The sequence below is a fragment of the Streptomyces sp. NPDC008121 genome (assembly GCF_042957155.1).
Classification (GTDB): domain Bacteria; phylum Actinomycetota; class Actinomycetes; order Streptomycetales; family Streptomycetaceae; genus Streptomyces.
In genome coordinates, this window is the sequence record NZ_JBIBHT010000002.1 from 732,603 (window position 1) to 751,485 (window position 18,883).

Genomic DNA, 18,883 nt, shown 5'->3' on the forward strand with positions numbered 1-18,883 from the left:
AGGACACCCACGTCACGCCCCCTTCACCCGGAGGGGCCCGTGCTCACCGAGGCACACGGACCTCGGGCCCCCTCGGCGGGAACCCCGTCACTTCACGGTAGGGCCGTTCTCCCACCCGCGCAGCGGCAGCGGGCCCGCCGGCCACTCGACGTCACGGCCGCCCCAGGAGACGTCCCCGGCCACGCCAGGACGGGATGACATCGGTGGCCTAGGCTTGTCGACCGGGGACGAAAAGGGGCGTGTCATGGACGAATACACCCTGATCGAGAACCACGGCCTGATCGGTGATCTGCAGACCGCGGCCCTCGTGACGACCGATGCGACGATCGACTGGTTCTGCTGTCCGCGCTTCGACTCCCCCAGCGTCTTCGGCGCTCTGCTCGACCGGCGGAAGGGCGGCCACTTCACCGTCAAGCCGGCCGCGGAGACCTACACCACCAAGCAGCTCTACCACCCGGACACCGCCGTCCTGGTGACGCGCTTCATGACCGAGGCCGGCACGGGCGAGGTTGTCGACTTCATGCCGGTGACCGGGACGACGGCGACGCCACGGCACCGGCTGGTCCGCATGCTGCGCTGTGTGCGCGGCAGCCTGACCTTCGAGGGCGAGATCGCTCCGCGCTTCGACTACGGCCGCAAACCGCACGAGCTGCACCTCACGGAGCACGGGGCCCTGTTCACCTCGGAGGACATGGACATCGCCGTCCACGCCGTCCGTGAACCGGAGGACGAGCGGCTCCTGAACATCCTCTCCGGCGACAAGGACCTCCGTTTCACCCTGCCCCTGCGGGCGGGAGAGCAGCGCGGCCTGATCATGGAGTCCTCACCCGCGGGTCCGCCCCAGGAGGTCCGGGTCTCGGAGTTCGAGGAGCTCTTCGCCGAAACGGTCCGTTTCTGGCGGTCGTGGCTCGGTCAGTCCACCTATTCGGGCCGGTGGCGCGAGGCGGTCGAGCGCTCAGCCGTCACCCTCAAGCTCATGACCTACGCGCCGACCGGCGCCCTGGTCGCCGCCCCCACGACGGCCCTGCCGGAGCAGCTCGGCGGTGAGCGCAACTGGGACTACCGCTTCACCTGGATCCGTGACGCCTCGTTCTCCGTGTACGCCTTGCTGGGCCTGGGGTTCAAGGAAGAGGCCACGGCGTTCATCGGCTGGCTGCACGACCGGGTCAAGGCGGAAGCCGGCGGGGACGACGGCACCGGGCCGCTGAACATCATGTACCGCGTGGACGGTTCGTCCGACATGGTGGAGGAGACCCTGGAGCACTGGGAGGGATACTGCGGCTCCGCCCCGGTCCGCATCGGCAACGGGGCGGCGACCCAGCTGCAACTGGACATCTACGGCGAGGCTCTGGACAGCATCTACTTCGCGCACCAGCACGGCATCCACCTCGACACCAGGGGATGGACCGCGCTGCACACCCTTCTCGACTGGCTGGTCGACCACTGGGACCAGCCCGGAGAAGGACTGTGGGAGACCCGCGGCGGCCGGAAGGACTTCACCTACGGCCGCGTGATGTCCTGGGTCGCCTTCGACCGCGCCCTGCGGATCGCGTACGACGACGGGCGGCCGGCCGCCCACGGCCGCTGGGCGGCCGAGCGCGACAAGCTCTACGACCAGGTGCTCAGCCGCGGATGGGACCCCCACAAGCAGGCCTTCGTCCAGCACTACGGCAACGACGTGCTCGACTCGTCGCTGCTGCGCATGCCGACGGTGGGGTTCATCACGCCCGACGACCCGATGTGGACGTCCACCCTGGCCGCGATGGATCGCGAACTGGTCAGCGACAGCCTGGTCTACCGCTACAACCCCGAGGCGTCACCGGACGGACTGCGCGGTTCCGAGGGAACCTTCTCGCTGTGCACGTTCATGTACGTCGACGCCCTGGCGCGGGCCGGTCGCACGGATCAGGCCAGGCTGGTGCTGGAGAAGATGCTCACCTACGCCAACCACCTGGGCCTGTACTCCGAGGAGATCGCCCTGACCGGACGGCAGCTGGGCAATTTCCCGCAGGCCTTCACGCACCTGGCCCTGATCGACGCGGCGATCACCCTGGACGCGAAGCTCAAGGAAGCGCGCAGCGGCGGGACGTGACCGCGTGGAGTGCGTGGCAAGGTCACTGCCCGGAGTCCGTGGGGACGGAACCGAGGAGGACGACGGTGTCGCCTCCCCGTGGGACGGCCCGTTGCTGCCTCCCGGTGACCGGCTCCAGGCGGTGGCCGGCCCGCACCACGAAGAGCGTGTCGTGCTCCGGGGGCAGCGGGGCGGAGGCGGGCTGCACGACGAATCGGGCACCGCGCTCGTAGCGCTCCGCCAGGACGTGACGGACGAGGTGGGAGCCGAAGAGGATGTCACCGCCGGTGTACGGAGCGACCACGCCGTGGCCGTCGTGCGGCGGCCCCACCCGGTAGACGGGACCCTCGACGTTGCCCTGCATCACGATGGAGGCGAGCGCGTTGAAGTCGTCGTCGTCGGTGGCCAGGAACACCGCTGACACGCCCTCCAGGCGCGCCCCGGGGTTGATGCCCGTGGCCAGCAGATCGCCTTGGGCCAGTTCGAGGCCCGCCCTCCGGATCTCCTCCCGTTCCTCGTCGCGTCCCGCCCACATCAGGACGTCGAGGCCGGCGGACCGCAAGGCCCTCCCCAGGTCGACCACCCAGGGTTCGCCCCCCACCAGGAGCAGGCGCGTGCCCTCCGCCTTGACGACGCCCAGCCGTCTGGCCACCGGCGCCGCCGTCAGGGCGTACAGCACGACGGTTCCCACGATCACCAGGAAGGTCACGGGGAGGATCTTCGCCGCCCCGGTCACCCCCCGCTCGGCCAGACCGCCGGAGAAGGCCGACGCCGTCGCCGCCGCGACGATGCCGCGGGGGTCCATCCATCCGACGAAGGCCCGCTCGCCGCGTGACAGATCCGTACGCGCCGCGGCGGCGAAGGCCACGAGCGGCCGCACCACCAGGACGAGGATCCCGATCAGGCCGAGCGCGGGCAGGAGCACCGGCACCAGCGACGCCGGGGTGACCGTGGAGGAGATGGAGATGAACAGCAGTCCGATGATCAGTTGGACCAGCGTCTCCAGGAAGGGCCTGCGCGCGGGCATGTCGAAGCCGCGGATGTTGGAGACGGCGAGTCCCGCCACGATGGCGGCGATGAGCCCCGTGTCGTCCCGCACGATGTCGCAGACCGCCGACACCCCGATCACGATGGCGAGTTGGGCCAGCGTCCCGAGCGTCTCGCCGAGTCGCAGGGTACGCAGGGTGAACCACAGCAGCGCCGTGCCCACGACGCCGCCCACCAGCCCGAAGGCGAGGCTGAGGGCGAACTGGCCCAGTTGGTAGCCCCGGCCGATGTCGATCTGGTGCGAGGAGGCGACCGCGTGGAAGGTGAGGGCGCCGAGGATGGCACCGATCGGGTCGGTCAGCGTCCCCTCCCAGATGAGGATGCGTCGCACCTTGTCGCTCGGCCGCACGAAGTCGAGGATCGGCCCCACGACCGTGGGTCCCGAGACGACGAGGATCATGCCGAGCATCGCGGCCACGCGCAGGGGCATGTCGAACATCGCCGGTGCCACCGCCCCGGTGACGAGAAACGTCAGCACCAGGCCGTACGCGAGCAGCCTGCCCACGATTCCCCGGGTGTGGTGGGCGAGTTTGCGCAGGTCGAGTCCCAGGCCGGCGTCGTAGAGGATCACCGCGACGGACAGCGACACCAGGGCCGAGAAGTCCGGCCCCAGCAGCCTGTCCGGGTGGATGACGTCCGTCATCGCGCCGGCGGCGAAACCCACCGGAAGCAGGATGATCAGGGCCGGGACGCGCAGCTTGCTCGCCAGGATCTGCGAACCGGTGGCGAGCACCACCGTCAGGGCGAGTCCGAGGAGGATCTCGTCGTCGGTCACAGCGGCTTCCTTCGTCGGAGTCCGGGCACGAGGGGGTGGTCCAGCGGGAGCCTGGGCGGTCAGCCGCCGGGGGCCGCACCCCCGCCGTCCGCCCCGCCTCCTCCTCGTAGCTCGGCGTCCGTGAGCTCTTCCAGCTCGCCGTGGGTGTCCAGCCAGTAGAGGAGGACGACGGCCGGCACGATGACGACGAGGGCCACCAGCGTGACGATCGCCAGCCATGTCAGGGTGGAGGGCGCGCCCGCGGCGTCGGCCACGGTGAGCGAGGTGGGGATGAGGTAGGGGCGCTGGGCCATCCCCCAGGCGAGGACGGCGGACGCGACGACTCCGACCGCCGTGAGGCGCACCCACATGCCCGGCGTCCGCGGCAGCAGCAGGGCTGTCGCGAGGGTGGCGGCCCCGGCGGCGACGACGAAGAACAGCCCGAGACCGTGGGTGAGTCCGTGCCACACGTGGGGAGCGTCCTCATGGGTGACGAACCCGGTGATCAGCGCCAGGAGGGCGACCGCGGCGAGACTGCCCCATGCCCGCGCGCGGAAGTAGCCGACCAGTTCGGGCGCGTCGTACCGGCGGGCGTCCCCCGTGAGGAAGACCGCGCCGAGGAAGGCCGTGGTGGCGATGGCGAGGAGCCCGAACATCAGGGAGGTGGGGTTCGCCCAGGCGTCCGCCGCGGCCTCGGTGCCCCGCGCCACCCGGCCCGACGCGATCCCGCCGACGGCGGAACCGAGGAAGAACGGCGTGACGACGGAGGCCACGGCGAACACCGCGCCGTACAGCCGTCGGTCGACGAGCCGCCGGGAGGGTTTGCGGAACGCGAAGCCGGCGCCTCGCAGGACCAGGCCGACGGCGGCCAGGGCCAGCGGGAGCCACAGCGCGGAGAAGACGGTCTGGAAAAAGGTGGGGAAGCCGGTCCACATGATGACGAGGACGAAGATCAGCCAGACGTTGTTGACCTCCCACACGGGGGCCATGGCCTGGTCGATGAGCCACCGGGGGCGCTTGCCGCGTTCCGCGCCCCCCGCCGTCAGGTCCCAGAAACCGGCTCCGTAGTCCGTGCCGCCCGCACAGGCGTACGCGGCCACGGCCAGCAGAAGCGTCACGGCGATGAGGTCCGCGGTCATGGGCGGCCGTCCTCGGTACGAGCGGCTCCGCCGCCGGCGGAGTCACCCGCGGGGACGGGCGCCCGGGGCCCGTAAGGGCTGTCCGCCTCCGGTGCGTGGGCCGTACCTCCCGCGGCCCGCTGCTCGTCGGCGAGCCGCCAGCGGGTGCGCATCCTGAGCAGCACGACGAGGAACGAGCCGAAGAGGAACACGTACACCACCATCACCACCCCGAGCATGATCCAGAGGGTGGTGGAGCGGGTCGACGTCACCGCCTCGGCGACCCGCATGTTCTGGTAGACGATCCAGGGCTGGCGTCCCACCTCGGTGGCGATCCAGCCGCATTCGACGGCCACGACGGAGGCGACGCCCGCACAGGCCGCGGAGCGGTAGAACCACTTCGAGGCGGGCAGCCGGCGGTGCCGCAGCCAGATCAGTCCGTACCAGAGGGCGAGCAGCACGAGAGCGGACCCGATGAGGACCATGATGTCGAAGGCCCAATGGGCGATGGTCGCCTGCGTGGCGGTGGGACGCTGATCCGCCGGGACCGAGGTCAGTCCTCGCACCTCGGTGTTCGGGCTGAATCCGGCCAGGACCGAGTCGAGCAGCGGGATCTTGATACCGCCCGAGACGGAGCCGTCCTCGTTCAAGCGCCCGAAGAGGTACTCCGGCACACGGGTGTCGGTCTTCCAGACGATCTCCATCGCGGCGAACTTCACCGGTTGCTTGTGGAACACCGACCGGGCGATGGCATCGCCGAGGACGAACTGCACCGGAGTGGCCACGGCGGCGATGGTGAACGGGACGGCGAAACCGAGGCGGTGATACCGGTCCCGGCGGCCGCGCAGCCAGCCCACGGCGTAGACACCGGCCACCATGAAGCCCGCGGTGATGACCATCGCGACGACGAAGTGCCAGTACTGCGGCCCGAACATCGGCGTGAAGATCGCCTTCCAGACGTTCACGTCGACCGGGTTGCCCTCGGAGTCGAGAGAGAAGCCCTGCGGCGTGTTCATCCACGAGTTGGCGGCCAGGATGCCGAACGCCCCGAGCAGGGCGGCGGCCGGGAGCGGCAGCCCGAGCAGGAAGTGCGTGCGGGGCCTCAGCCGCCGCCATCCGTACAGGTAGATGGCGATGAGCACCGCCTCCAGGAAGAACGCCCAGGCCTCGACACCGAATCCGATTCCGAAGACGTCTCCCCACCGGCCCATCAGACCGGGCCAGAGCAGGCCGAACTCGAAGGAGAGCACCGTGCCGGTGACGATGCCGAGGGCGAACTGCACCGCCATGACGGCCGACCAGCGCCGCGCCAGGAGCAGCGCGTCGGCGTCATCGCGGCGCAGGCCGCGGTAGTGCATGACCAGGGTGATGAAGGGGAAGGCCACGCCCAGGGGCACCAGGATGATGTGGGACGCCAGCGTGAAGGCCATGAGTTCCCGGGCCGGCAGGAGTTGGGCCGGGGCCTCCGCCAGCAGGTGGAGCGAGGGGGACATGCGCGCCTTCGCCGTTCGTGGTCGTGAGGGGCCGGGAGAGGGTCAGCCGCCGGTGGCGAAGCCCGGGAAGAGCGTCATGCCGCCGTCCACGTACAGGGTGGTCCCCACCACGTAGTCCGTGAGATCCGAGGCGAGCGCGACCACCGCGTGCGCGATGTCCTCAGGGTCGCCGATCCGGTCGTACGGAATCAGCTTCAGCAGGTCGGCCCGGGCTTCCGGGGTCTCCCAGGCCTCGCGGTTGATCGGCGTCCTGATCGCCCCGGGGGCGACGGCGTTCACCCGGATCTTCTCCGGTGCGAGCTCCTGGGCAAGGGTCTGCATCATCATCTGGACGCCGCCCTTGGAGGAGGCGTAGTTGACGTGGCCCGCCCAGGGAATGAGCTGGTGCACCGAGCTCATGCAGATGATCTTCCCTGCCGCGCGGGACACCTCGGGGACGACTCCGCGGCGCCGGAACTCCTTGGTCGCCTCCCTGGCGCAGAGGAACTGGCCCGTGAGGTTGACGTCGATGACCTTCTGCCACTGCGCCAGCGTCATGTCGGTGAACCGGGCGTCCCGCTGCAGACCGGCGTTGGCGACCATGATGTCGATCGTCCCGAACTCCTGGACCATCCGGTCCACCATGGCGGTGACCTGGTCCTCCTGTGACACGTCCGCTTCGTAGGCCGCCGCGCGCACCCCGTACGAGGTGATCTCCCGGACCACTTCCTCGGCGGCGTCACGGCCCGCCACGTAGTTCACGACGACATCCGCGCCGGCCCGGCCCAAACCGAGGGCGGTGGCCTTGCCGATGCCCGAGTTGGCGCCGGTGACCAGGGCCTTCTGGCCCTTCAGCAGATCCCGCGGGATCACGTCCCGCGGTGCTTCCCCGGTGGAGTCCATGTCGTCGTGCCCCTCCTCGCTGCGCGGCTCCGGTCCGCCCGGCTGCGGAGCCACGCAATCACGGCCCCGGCGGGCGGGGTCTCCGGCACACGGCCGTGGGGCCGCCGGGCCGGGCATCTTCGTCCGATCGGACCAACAGGCCGTGGCCCCGCAGCGGGCCGGGGGTCCTCAGCTCAGCCGTTCCAGGAGGTGGTCGCCGACCCGCAGGGCGTTGGCGATGGCCGTCAAGGACGGGTTCACGGCTCCGATGCTCGGGAAGAAGCTCGTGTCGACGACGTACAGGTTGTCCAGGTCGTGGGCCTTGCAGTTGACGTCCAGAGCGGAGGCGGCGGGGTCGTCGCCGAAGCGTACGGTGCCGGCCTGGTGGGCCGTCGCGCCGATCGGCATGCCCTTGTGCAGGTAGAGGCTGCGGGACAGCAGGTGGTGCTCGTGCATGCCGAGATGGCCGAGCATGCCCTGCAGCTTGTGCCTCAGACGCTTCAGGCCTTCGACGTTGTTCCTCTCGTCGAGGGCGAGGTGGATGCGGGAATCCCGGTCGAGGGTGACCCGGTTGTCCGGCAGCGGCAGGTCCTCCCCGCACAGCCAGAAGTCGACGGCATGATGGGCCAGGACCTCGAACGGCATGTCGGGCGTGACCGCGCCGGCCCACCGGGGGGCCTCGCCGTGGATCTGCTCGGCGTCCGACTTGCCCAGCATCTGGACGCCGCCCAGCGGGTAGTCCCAGTCGTCCGCTCCGCGGTACCAGTCGTTGAGCGCGAGGGTCTTCTGGAACCGGGTGTCGTTGGGTTCCTTCGAGATGGCCATCAGCGCCAGGTTGTTGTGGCGCATGTAGTAGCGGCCGACCACGTCGGAGCTGTTCGCGAGACCGTGGGGGTGGTGCTCGTTCGCGGAGGCCAGCAGCAGTACCGCGGAGTTGACCGCTCCGCAGGAGACGACGACGACGTCCGCCGTGAACCGGACCTCCGAGCCGTCGGGGAGCCGGCCGACGACCGCGCTGACACTGCGTCCCCGCGCATCGGTCTCCAGACGGACCACCTGGGTGCGGGTGACCATGTCGACGGTGGGGTGTTCCAGGGCCGGCTCGACACAGATCACTTCGGCGTCGGACTTGCCGCGCACCAGACAAGGAAAGCCGTCCACCCGGTCGCAGCGGATGCAGACGCTGGAATGGGTGGCCCCACCCCCGTTCCGCTGTGTGAGGTCGACCCCGATCGGCAGGTGGAACGGGTGCAGACCACGCTTCTCGAGGTCGTCGCTCAGCTGCTGGATGCGCGGCTCGTGCTCGACCGGCGGGTGGGCGTACTGCGCGCTCACCGGGCCTTCGCCGGGATCCTCGCCGTGGCGGCCGTGGACGAGGTAGAGGTGCTCGGCCTGGGTGTAGTACGGCTCCAGGTCCTCGTACCGGATCGGCCAGGCGGGAGAGATGCCGCCGTGGTGCCGGATGTCGCCGAAGTCCTCGGGCCGGAGCCGGAACAGGGCCGCTCCGTAGAACTTGGTGTTGCCCCCGACGTAGTAGTTGACCTCGGGCGGGAACTCGGCCCCGTCCCGGTCGATCCAGAACTCCGGCGCCCGGTACTTCGCCTTGACGAACACGGCCGTCGAATCCCAGTTGTCCCGCTCACGCGGCAGGTGGTCCCCGCGCTCGACGAGGAGTACGCGCTTGCCGGAGGGGGCGAGCCGATGGGCGAGGGTTCCGCCGCCGGCGCCGGTGCCGATGATGATGACATCGTAGTGAGGAGCGTCGCCCACGACGACCACCGCCTTGTGCTCATGGGGCCGACCAGGCGCCGCGCCCTGTCTCCCGCTGCGCGGTGCCGAGCGGTCCACCCGTTCGAACGTATCCGCCTTCCGTCTGCACGGCGACCGGAGGTGGTCACCGTCCGGCGCTCCCCGATCACAGCAGCGCGAGGGGGTTCACGGGCGAGCCGGTGGCTCCGGGCAGCCGGAGGGGGGCGATCACGCAGAGGAAACTCCAGCGGCCCGTGCGCGCGCAGAGCGCCGCCAGGTCCTCGAACCGCAGCCAGTCCAGCAGATGGATGCCCATGGCACGCACGGCCAGGACGTGTACGGGGAAGTCGACGCCCGCCACGGCGCTGGGTGCGGTGTCGTTGTTGCCGTCCCCGCCCAGCACCGCCACCTTCCGCTCGGCCAGGAACTCCAGGGCGGTCGGGTGCAGACCGGCCCGAGCGGTCGCCGAATGCCAGGGGCCGCGCTCCGTACGGCGCAGGCGGTGACCCACACGGACGAAGAGAAGATCCCCCGGTCCGACCCGGACCCCCTGCGCCGCCTCGGCGGCCGTGAGGTCGTCCGGTGTCACGTGGTCGCCGGGTTCCAACCAGCGCACGCCGCGCAGCCGGGGGATGTCCAGCAGCACGCCCCGGCCGACGATGCCGTCGGCGACCAGGTCCACGGAGAGCGCTCGGGCGGCATCCTCGGCGGTCGGGCCGCTCGCCGGCATCCCGCCGTACAGTTCCGCGTCGTACACGACGTGGCAGAGGGCGTCGAGGTGGCTGTCCGCGTCGCCGTGCACGTTCATGGCGAAGCGGTCGGTGGCGAAGTGCACGCCGGCCGCGCCGAGATCGCCCGGGGCGGGGCCGGTCATCCGGTGCACCGCGGGCTCGGGGTCGTCGGGGCCCGGTTCGGTCTCGATCGGGGCGGCCAGCGACACCGTGCGCCCGAGTCGGACTTCCGCGACGGCCGCCAGCACCCGCTCGGGCGTCACATGGCACAGGGCGCCACGGCGTCCCTCCCCCGCCGACCGCGCCGCCTCGCGCCGCAGCCGCTCGAAGAGCGCCCGGAACCCGTCCGCGGTCACCCGGGGCGCGGCCGAGAACTCTCGGGGCCGCTTCACGGTCCGCCCCAGGGGCTGAGGCCCCACCGGAGCACGTGCGTGGCGCCCGGTTCCCGGTTCGGCCAGGGGACGAGCAGCTGACCCCGCCCGCCCGTGAGGGCGGAGCCTGCGGGGAACCCGTCGAGCACGGGGCGGCCGCCCACCTCGTAGTCGCGCAGGGCTCCGCCCAGTTGGACGACGACGGCGCTCTGTTCACCGCGGGTCAACCGCCACTGCCCGCCTGTCGGGCTGAGCGGGGCGGGAGACGCTCCGTGCACGACGGTGTGCTCCACGCCCGACCCGGCGACGCCGATGACGAGCATCAGGTCCGGCTGCGGCACCGTGGCTGTCCCGTCGGCCGCGGACGCCGAGGCCACGGACGTCAGTCGCTCCGCGGCCCGGGGGCCACGCACAGGGCCCAGATGACGAAGGCGTCGATCGCGATGAAGAGCAGCGCCCACCACGGTGTGTAGGGAAGCCACATGAAGTTCGCGATCATGCTGAGACCGGCAAGCCCCACGCCGACGACCCGGGCCCAGGTGGCGCCCTTGAACAGGGCGAAACCGGCGAGCGCGATCACGATGCCCAGGATGAGGTGGATCCAGCCCCAGCCGGTGAGATTGAGCTTGTAGACGTAGTCGTTGGTGGCGATGAAGACGTCGTCCTTGGCGAGGGCTGAGATGCCCGCGAGCAGTGTCATGATGCCGGTGAAGATCATCATGACGGCGGCGAAGACGAGCCAGCCGCTGCCGTGCGCCGTCTTTCTCGAACCGGATTCCCGCACATGGGTCGTCATGACAGGTTCCTCCCTGTCGTTCCGGGCTGCCCGTCGACGTTTCCGTACAACGAGTCGGATACATCCAATCTGAGCCCTCGCGTTCCACGGCGCACATCGACGCCCCACACGGCCTCGTCGATCCGTCATGGAGCCCGCGGCACGGCCTCCATGGTGGTCACGCGCACTCGAGCCGTGCGCACCATGGCGTCCCCCCACATACGCCTCTGACCTGTGCGTTCCCTCGTATGGACCCCCTGTGGGGTCACTGCCTGCCCTCGGACCATCCGGCCAGGTGGGACGCCTCGCGGCCGATCGTCGTGGATTCGCCGTGGCCGGTGAGGACCGATGTCTCCGGAGGCAGCGTCAGCAGCCTCTCCCGGATCGAGTTCACGATCGTCGGGAAGTGGGAGAAGGACCGGCCGGTGGCGCCGGGTCCGCCCTGGAAGAGGGTGTCGCCGGTGAAGACGGTGGCCAGGTCGGGGGCGTACAGACAGACCGCTCCGGGAGCGTGCCCCGGGGTGTGCAGGACTGTCAGCCCCGTACCTGCCACCTCCAGGACGTCTCCGTCGGCGAGTTCCCCGTCGGGCTTCCGATCCGGGTGGGTCTGCTTCCACAGGGGCTGGTCGTCGGGGTGGAGCAGGATGCGGGCGCCGGTGGCGGCGGCGAGGGCCGGGGCGGCGTCGATGTGGTCGTTGTGCGCGTGGGTGCAGACGATGGCGCGGAGGGTACGGCCGTCGAGGGCGGCGAGGATGGCGGTGGCGTCGTGGGCGGCGTCGATGACGATGGCCTCGGTGTCGTCGCCGACGATCCAGACGTTGTTGTCGACGTCCCAGGTGCCGCCGTCGAGCGAGAAGGTGCCGGAGGTGACCAGGTGGTCGATGCGGGTGGCCATCAGAACACCACCACCGAGCGCAGGACGTCGCCCTCGTGCATGCGGGCGAACGCCTTCTCCACATCGCCCAGGCCGATGGTCTCGGTGACGAACGCGCCGAGGTCGATGCGGCCCTGCTGGTGCAGGTCGATCAGCATCGGGAAGTCCCGGGAGGGCAGGCAGTCGCCGTACCAGGAGGACTTCAGCGCACCGCCGCGGCCGAAGACGTCCAGGAGCGGGAGGTCCAGGCGCATCTCAGGGGTGGGCACACCCACCAGGACGACGGTGCCGGCCAGATCGCGGGCGTAGAACGCCTGCCTGTACGTCTCCGGATGGCCGACGGCCTCGATGACGACATCGGCGCCGAAACCGCCGGTCAGTTCGCGCACCGCCTCGACCGGGTCGGTGGAACGGGAGTTGACCGTGTGGGTGGCGCCCATGGAACGGGCCGTCTGCAGCTTCCGGTCGTCGATGTCGACGGCGATGATCCGCGCCGCACCGGCGAGGCGGGAGCCGACGATCGCCGCATCCCCCACACCACCGCAACCGATGACCGCGACACTGTCGCCGCGGCCGACGTTCCCGGTGTTGATCGCCGCGCCGACACCGGCCATGACACCACAACCCAACAGACCGGCGACCGCCGGAGCCACGGAAGGGTCGACCTTCGTGCACTGACCCGCCGCGACGAGAGTCTTCTCGGCGAAGGCACCGATACCCAGAGCCGGGGAGAGCTCGGCCCCACCGGCGAGCAGCGTCATCTTCTGCCGCGCGTTGTGCGTGTCGAAGCAGTACTGCGGACGCCCCCGCAGACAAGCCCGGCACGCCCCGCACACCGCACGCCAGTTCAGGATCACGAAATCGCCCGGAGCCACGTCGGAGACACCCGCACCGACCGACTCGACGACACCCGCGGCCTCATGACCGAGAAGGAAGGGATAGTCCTCGCTGATGCCACCCTGCTTGTAATGCAGGTCGGTGTGACAGACCCCGCAGGCCTGGACCTTCACCACGGCCTCACCCGGACCCGGATCGGGAACGACGATCGTCTCCACCCGTACGGGCTCCCCCTTGCCCCTGGCCACCACGCCTTGTACCTGCTGTGCCATCGCTCGGCCCTTCTCGTCGCTGCTGTTCGGTGGTTGGTCGGTTCGTTCGGTCCGCGGGCTCGACCGTTGTCGGCCGCCCGGGCGGTCAGGGGAGGTGGCGCGCGATCACGATGCGCATGATGTCCGAGGTGCCCTCCTCGATCTCCTCCAGCTTGGCGTCCCGCATCCACTGCTCGACCGGGTACTCGCGGGAGTAGCCCCAGCCGCCAAGGGTCTGGACGGCGGCCCAGGTGCAGAACATGGCGGCGGTGGACGCGGTGAGCTTCGCCATAGCGGCCAGGCCGGTGATGTCCGCACCCTGGTCGGCGGCCCGGGCGGCCCGCAGGACCATCAGCCGGGCGCCCTCGATGCGGTTCGCCATGTCGGCGAGCCGGAAGGCGACGGCCTGGTGCTCGATGATCGGTTTGTCGAACTGGATGCGGGTGCGGGCGTAGTCGCGGGCGTACTCGTACGCGGCGCGGGCGGCACCGACGGCGGCGGCGCCGAGCACGATGCGGGAGATGTCGAAGGTGCGCATCAGGCCGTGGAAGCCCTGGCCTTCGTCCCCGAGGCGGTTCTCCTCCGGGACGAACACGCCGGTCAGATAGAGCTCACGGCAGACGATGGCACGCTGGCCCATCTTGCGCATGGGCTCGCCGAAGGTGAGGCCCTCGGTCTCCGCGTCCAGCAGGAAAGCGGTGACTCCCCGGGACCGCAGGGAGGGGTCGGTCTTGGCGAAGACGACGTACTGGCGGGCGGCGCCGGCGTTGGAGATCCATGCCTTCTGGCCGTCGAGCACATAGCCCCCGTCCGAGCGCCGGGCGGTGGTCGTGATGGACGCGGCGTCGGAACCGGCTCCGGGTTCGGTGGTGGCCAGGGCCGTCATCGGCGCGTCGGGGCCGGTGAGCGGCCGGAGCCAGCGTTCCTTCTGCGCGTCGGTGCCGAGTTCGAGGACGGGGTCGGCGAAGAAGCCGTTGGAGCACACGAGGTTGCCGATGCCGGGGTCGCCGAAGCACAGCTCCTCCTGGACGAGGCACTGGGTGAACACGTCGGTGAACCCGCCGCCGCCGACCTCGGCGGGGAGCATGAAGTCGGTGATGCCGACGTCGGCGGCCTTGCGCCAGATGTCGACGGGAGTGACGACGTCGGCCTCGTCGACCTCGCGGCCGCGGGGACGGATCTCCTTGGCGGCGAAGTCGCGGCAGAGTGCGACGACCGCCCGCTGTTCGTCGGTGAGCGGCCAGGGTTCGGTGAGGGCGTTCATGGTCTTCCTCCGGTGGTGAGGCTGGGGCGGGGGTCCCGGGGGCTCGCGAGGGGTGCCGGGTTTCAGCGGCCGGTGTCCTCGATGAGGTGGATGAGGGTGGGCCGGTCACTGTGGAGGGCGGCCTCCAGCAGGGGGCCGAGTTCGTCGGGGGTGTCGGCGCGCACCCCGTGGCAGCCCATTCCGGTGGCGATCGCGGCGAAGTCGGGCCGGGGCAGGTCGACGGCGTGGACGGGGTCGGCACGGTCGGCCATCTCGTTGCGGATCTCGCCGTAGCCGCCGTTGTCGGAGACGACGACGGGCAGGGGCAGCCGCAACTGGGCGGCGGCGGCGAGTTCTTGGACGGTGAACATGATCCCCCCGTCGCCGTGCAGGGCGATGACGGGTGCGTCGGGGCGGGCGAGCTTCGCGCCGATGGCGGCGGGCAGGCCGTAGCCCAGGGTGCCGAGGCCGCTGGGGTAGAGGAACGAGCGGGGGCGGTGGGCGGGGAGATTGGACAAGGCGCCGTAGTAGCAGGCCATGGCGGAGTCGCCGGCGAGGTGGCCGTCGCGGCCGAGCGCGGTGGCGAGCCGGGCGGTGAGGCCGAGGTGACCGGCTCCTTCGGCGCGGGCCTGGGCGGTGAACGCGGCCCGGGTGGCGGCGGCCCGGGCGTGGGCGGGGTCCGCGTCTGCCGGCGGGCCGGGCGGCAGCCGGTCGGCGAGGGCGCGCAGGGCGAGGGCGGCGTCGCCGAGCACGATGACGTCGGGTCGGGCGTTGGTGACGGCGCTCTGCGCGTCGATGTCGACGCGGACCAGGGCGCCACGGATGTCGAAGGGCCCGTTCCACAGATCGCTGGGGGCGAGTTCGGTGCCGACGGCGAGCACGGCGTCGGCTTCGGCGACGAGGGTGCGGACGGCCTCGTGGTGGAGGCCGGCGCCGATCGCGAGGGGGTGGTCGTCGTCGAGGGTGCCCTTGCCGTTGGCGGTGGTCACGACCGGTGCTCCGAGGCGTTCGGCGAGTTCGCGGAGCTCGGGTGCGGCGCCGGCGCAGCCGCCGCCCGCGAGGATGACGGGGCGCAGGGCGGTTCCGAGGACGTGGGCGGCGGCCGTCGCCTGTTCCGTTCCGGGGACGGCGGGGGGTACGGGGACGGGTGGTACGACGGGGGCGGGGGCCCGCTCGTCGAGCAGGTCGAGGGGGATCTCCAGGTGGACGGGGCGGGGGCGGCCGGTGGCCATCGCCGCGTACGCCTGGGCGACGGCGAGGGGGATCTCCTCGACGCTGGTGACGCGGTGGCTGTAGGCGACCACGGCGTCGAGTGCGGCTCGCTGGTCCTTGACCTCGTGGAGGTGTCCGTTGCCGCGGCCGGGGTGGCGGAGCGGGAGGCCGGGAGAGACGAGCAGGACGGGGATGGAGTCCGAGTAGGACTGGGCGGCGGCGGAGGCGGCGTTGAGAACGGCGGGGCCGGTGGTGGTGAGGCAGACGCCGGGTCGACCGGTCACCCGGGCCCAGCCGTCGGCGGCGAAGGCGCCGCCCTGCTCGTGGCGGGGGGTGACGTGCCGGATGCCGTGGCGTGCCAGGGCGGCGTAGACCGGCAGGTTGTGGGTGCCGGGGATACCGAAGACGGTGCGGGCGCCGTGCAGGTCGAGGGCGTGGACGAGGGCTTCCCCTCCGGTGACGGCGGTCATGCGCCGCTCGGCTCGGTGGCGTAGACCGACTTGCCGAGCCACTGGCCGCCGTCCACGACGAGGACGTCACCGGTGACGTACGCGGCCCGGTCGCCGATCAGGAAGGCGGCCGACTCCGCGACCTCCTCGGGTGTGGTGAAGCGGGCGGCGGGGACGCTGGCGAGGACCCGTTCGCGGGCGGTGTCGGTCGGCCAGAGGGCGGCCGAGGCGCCTTCGGTCTCGGTGGGTCCGGGGGCGATGCAGTTGAGGCGGACGCCCCGGGGGGCCCATTCGACGGCGAGGGTGCGGGTCATGGCGAGGACTCCGGCCTTGGCGGCGGCGCTGTGCACGGTGCCGGGGTGGCCGTGCCAGGCGTAGCTGGCGATGACGTTGAGGACGGCGCCGCTGCCCTGGGGCAGCATGTGGCGGGCGGCGGCACGAGTGCAGTGGAAGGTTCCGTTGAGGACGATGTCGATGACGGCCTTCCAGCCGTTCGGGGAGAGTTCCTCGCCGGGAAGGACGAAGTTGCCGGCGGCGTTGTTGACGAGGACGTCGAGCCGGCCGTGCCGCTCGGCGACGCCGTCGACGGCGGTGTCCACGGCGGCGGCGTCGCGGACGTCGCAGGTGACGGCGTCGGCGCTGCCGCCCGCGGCCTCGATGAGCGCGACGGTCTCGCGCAGGGGGTCCGCGCGCCGGCCGACGACGGTGACGTGGCCGCCTCCGGCGGCCCAGCGGCGGGCGACGGCCCGGCCGATGCCCGAGCCTCCGCCGGTGACCACGGCGGTGCGACCGGCGAACTCGTCGGGTTGTACGTAGTGGTTCATGACTCTCCCTGGGTCGCGGGGGCGGGGCCGTCCGGGTGGGTGAGGACGAGCGCGTCGACGGCGAGGGCTCCGACGGGGCCGACGCGCAGGGGGTTGATCTCGACCTCGGTGCCGGCGGTGGGAAGCGCGGCGATGAGCTGCGACACCGCCACGACGGCCTGGGCCGCGGCGCCGGTGTCGACGGCGGGGGCGCCGCGCCAGCCGTCGAGGAGGGGGGCGCAGCGCAGGGCGCGGAGCATCGTGTGCGCGCGGTCGAGGTCGACGGGGGCGCGTTCGGTGACGGTGTCGCGGTGGAGTTCGGTGCGGGTGCCTCCGGCTCCGACGGTGACGAGGGGGCCGAGGCGGGGGTCGCGGCGTGCGCCGATGAGGAGTTCGACCACGTGCGGGCGGGTGTCCTGTTCTTCGAGGACGTAGGGTCCGGGGCCGAGCCGGGCGCGCATGGCGGTGAAGGCGTCGGCGGCGGCGGCCGGGTCCGGCAGGCCGACGTGCACGCCGCCCTGCTCGCTCTTGTGTTCCAGCCAGCCTGCTTTGAGGACGTAGGGGGCGTGGAGTTCCCTTGCGGCTGCGGCCGTGCCGTCGGCGTCGTGGACCTCGCGTCCTCGGGGGAAGGCGAGGCCGTGGCCGGCGAGGAGGGTGCGTGCGGGCCAGTAGCCGGGGGCGGCCGTTCCGGCAGGGGCCGGGACGGTGAGGGGGACGGGCGGGGGCGGAGCCGCGCGGAGGGCGGCCGCTCCGGCGAGGGCGTCGACGGCCGCGTCGACGGTGGGGAAGACGGGGACGCCGGCTTCGCGCAGGGCGTGAGCGGTGGCGCCGTCGGGGCCCATGGTGTGGACGACGAGGGGGCGGTCGTGGTCCCGGGCGGCGCGGGCGAGTGCGTCCGCGACGCGTCGTTCCGCTTCGGCGAGCTTGGGGGTGTCGACTCCGTAGCGGCCGAAGTAGCCGGACAGGAGCACGCCGTCGATCTCTTCGGAGCGGAGCAGGCGTTCGACGACGTGGTGGTAGGTGTCGAGGTTCCGTTCGCCGCCCCCGGCGAGGTCGACGGGGTTGGCGGTGGCCGCCCCGCCCGGGAGCAGGGCGCCGAGGCCGACGGTGGTGGGGTGGCTCAGTTCGGGGACGTCCAGGCCGCGGGCGGTGGCCCGGTCGGCGGCGATGGCTCCCTGGCCGCCGCTGTCGCTGACGATCGCGATCCGGGTCCCTCGTGGGCGGGGGCCGGAGAGCAGGCAGGCGGCGACGTCGACGAGTTCGGCCGGGGTGGCGAGGCGCAGGGCTCCGGCGGCCCGGCAGACGGCGTCGACGAGTTCGGCCGGGGAGGTGAGGGCGCTGGTGTGGGAGCGGGCGGCGCGGGCACCGGCCTCGCTGGTCCCGACGGAGAGCAGGAGGACGGGTTTTCCGGCGGCACGCAGGACCCGTACCGCCTCGAAGATCCGTCCTCCGTCCTCGAAGCCCTCGACGTAGAGGGCGACCGCGCGGGTGGCCTCGTGGTCGGCGAGGTCCTGGAGGAGGTCGGCCGTGGTGACGTCGAGCTGGGCGCCGACGGAGACGAAGCGGGAGATGCCGAGGCCGGCGCGGCGGGCGAGGAGGGCGAGCTCGCTGCCGACCTGGCCGCTCTGGGAGATGACGGCGAGGGGGCCGGGGGCGAAGTCGCCCCAGGCGATCCGCAGGGAGGAGGAGGAGTCGAACAGGCCGAGGCTGCCGGGTCCGATCAGCCGGGCGCCGGCCGCGGTGACGCGGGCGGCGAGTGCGGGGGCGTCGGGGACGCCGGCGGTGATGCCGAGCAGGCCGCGCACGCCGAGAGCGAGCGCTTCGTCGACGACCGCGGGGACTTCGGCGGCCGGTACGCAGAAGGCGACCAGGTCGGGGACGTCGGGGAGTTCGCGCAGCGAGGTGGCGCAGGGGTGGCCGAGGATCTCGCCGCCGCTGCGGGTGACGAGGTGGACCGCCCGGCGGTGGGTGCCGTCGAGGGCGCCCCGGGCCAGCCAGTGGCCCCATTTCGCCGGGTCGGCGGAGGCGCCGACGACGGCTACCGAAGCGGGGTCGCGGAAGACGGCGAGGCCGTCGTCGCGGGTGCCGCGGGGGGTCGGGGTGGCAGTCATGTGTCCGGCATCCCCTCAGGGTGACGAGGCGGGCGGGGAACGTGGGTCCGGAGAGCGTCTTACTGACTCGCCGAACAGTTGGAATCACGAGAACCCTGTGGCGGGACAGCGGGCTTTGTCAATGCTTTCGAAG

General features: G+C 71.8%; 15 protein-coding genes. 1 reads left to right on the plus strand and 14 read right to left on the minus strand.

The features are described from left to right. The first annotated feature begins 244 nt into the window (after positions 1-244). Positions 245-2,092: a glycoside hydrolase family 15 protein gene (locus ACFZBD_RS08805; protein WP_391137809.1), complete on the plus strand. Its 1,848-nt coding sequence runs from the start codon at positions 245-247 to the stop codon at positions 2,090-2,092. Between the two features lie 22 nt (positions 2,093-2,114). Here the strand turns inward: ACFZBD_RS08805 and ACFZBD_RS08810 are convergent, their stop codons facing one another. The 14 genes from ACFZBD_RS08810 to ACFZBD_RS08875 all read right to left on the minus strand — a co-directional run bounded on the left by ACFZBD_RS08810 (position 2,115) and on the right by ACFZBD_RS08875 (position 18,750). Continuing rightward, the gene (locus tag ACFZBD_RS08810; RefSeq protein ID WP_391137812.1) at positions 2,115-3,893 is read right to left on the minus strand and encodes a cation:proton antiporter; all 1,779 of its coding nucleotides are present in this window, start codon (positions 3,891-3,893) and stop codon (positions 2,115-2,117) included. Positions 3,894-3,952: 59 nt separating this feature from the next. Beyond that, positions 3,953-5,011 carry a cytochrome d ubiquinol oxidase subunit II gene (locus ACFZBD_RS08815; protein ID WP_391137815.1) on the minus strand — a complete coding sequence of 353 codons (1,059 nt, stop codon included), beginning with the start codon at positions 5,009-5,011 and terminating at the stop codon, positions 3,953-3,955. Beyond that, positions 5,008-6,483 (minus strand): cytochrome ubiquinol oxidase subunit I, encoded by a 1,476-nt coding sequence (locus ACFZBD_RS08820; RefSeq protein WP_391137818.1) that lies wholly within the window; start codon positions 6,481-6,483, stop codon positions 5,008-5,010. The genes ACFZBD_RS08815 and ACFZBD_RS08820 overlap by 4 nt, the downstream gene beginning before the upstream one ends. A gap of 42 nt (positions 6,484-6,525) precedes the next feature. Further along, positions 6,526-7,365 carry a glucose 1-dehydrogenase gene (locus tag ACFZBD_RS08825; protein WP_391137820.1) on the minus strand — a complete coding sequence of 280 codons (840 nt, stop codon included), beginning with the start codon at positions 7,363-7,365 and terminating at the stop codon, positions 6,526-6,528. Between the two features lie 168 nt (positions 7,366-7,533). Then, a complete protein-coding gene (locus tag ACFZBD_RS08830) occupies positions 7,534-9,114 on the minus strand; it encodes a GMC oxidoreductase (RefSeq protein WP_391137823.1) in 1,581 nt (526 codons plus the stop codon). A gap of 145 nt (positions 9,115-9,259) precedes the next feature. After that, the gene (locus tag ACFZBD_RS08835) at positions 9,260-10,216 is read right to left on the minus strand and encodes a cyclase family protein (RefSeq protein WP_391137826.1); all 957 of its coding nucleotides are present in this window, start codon (positions 10,214-10,216) and stop codon (positions 9,260-9,262) included. Next, the gene (locus ACFZBD_RS08840; protein WP_391137829.1) at positions 10,213-10,572 is read right to left on the minus strand and encodes a hypothetical protein; all 360 of its coding nucleotides are present in this window, start codon (positions 10,570-10,572) and stop codon (positions 10,213-10,215) included. Before ACFZBD_RS08840 ends, ACFZBD_RS08835 begins: the two co-directional genes overlap by 4 nt. A gap of 5 nt (positions 10,573-10,577) precedes the next feature. After that, a complete protein-coding gene (locus ACFZBD_RS08845; protein WP_391137832.1) occupies positions 10,578-10,991 on the minus strand; it encodes a hypothetical protein in 414 nt (137 codons plus the stop codon). A 244-nt stretch (positions 10,992-11,235) separates the two neighbouring features. Further along, positions 11,236-11,865: an MBL fold metallo-hydrolase gene (locus tag ACFZBD_RS08850; RefSeq protein ID WP_391137835.1), complete on the minus strand. Its 630-nt coding sequence runs from the start codon at positions 11,863-11,865 to the stop codon at positions 11,236-11,238. Then, the gene (locus ACFZBD_RS08855) at positions 11,865-12,953 is read right to left on the minus strand and encodes an S-(hydroxymethyl)mycothiol dehydrogenase (RefSeq protein ID WP_391137837.1); all 1,089 of its coding nucleotides are present in this window, start codon (positions 12,951-12,953) and stop codon (positions 11,865-11,867) included. Before ACFZBD_RS08855 ends, ACFZBD_RS08850 begins: the two co-directional genes overlap by 1 nt. Before the next feature lie 85 nt (positions 12,954-13,038). Next, positions 13,039-14,196, minus strand: a complete 1,158-nt coding sequence (locus ACFZBD_RS08860; RefSeq protein WP_391137840.1) for an acyl-CoA dehydrogenase family protein — start codon at positions 14,194-14,196, stop codon at positions 13,039-13,041. A 62-nt stretch (positions 14,197-14,258) separates the two neighbouring features. Further along, a complete protein-coding gene (locus ACFZBD_RS08865) occupies positions 14,259-15,857 on the minus strand; it encodes a 5-guanidino-2-oxopentanoate decarboxylase (protein ID WP_391137843.1) in 1,599 nt (532 codons plus the stop codon). After that, complete coding sequence (locus ACFZBD_RS08870) at positions 15,854-16,660, minus strand: SDR family oxidoreductase (RefSeq protein WP_391137846.1); 807 nt, start codon at positions 16,658-16,660, stop codon at positions 15,854-15,856. The genes ACFZBD_RS08865 and ACFZBD_RS08870 overlap by 4 nt, the downstream gene beginning before the upstream one ends. Beyond that, positions 16,657-18,750: an acetate--CoA ligase family protein gene (locus ACFZBD_RS08875; RefSeq protein WP_391137850.1), complete on the minus strand. Its 2,094-nt coding sequence runs from the start codon at positions 18,748-18,750 to the stop codon at positions 16,657-16,659. The genes ACFZBD_RS08870 and ACFZBD_RS08875 overlap by 4 nt, the downstream gene beginning before the upstream one ends. Positions 18,751-18,883: the final 133 nt, after the last annotated feature.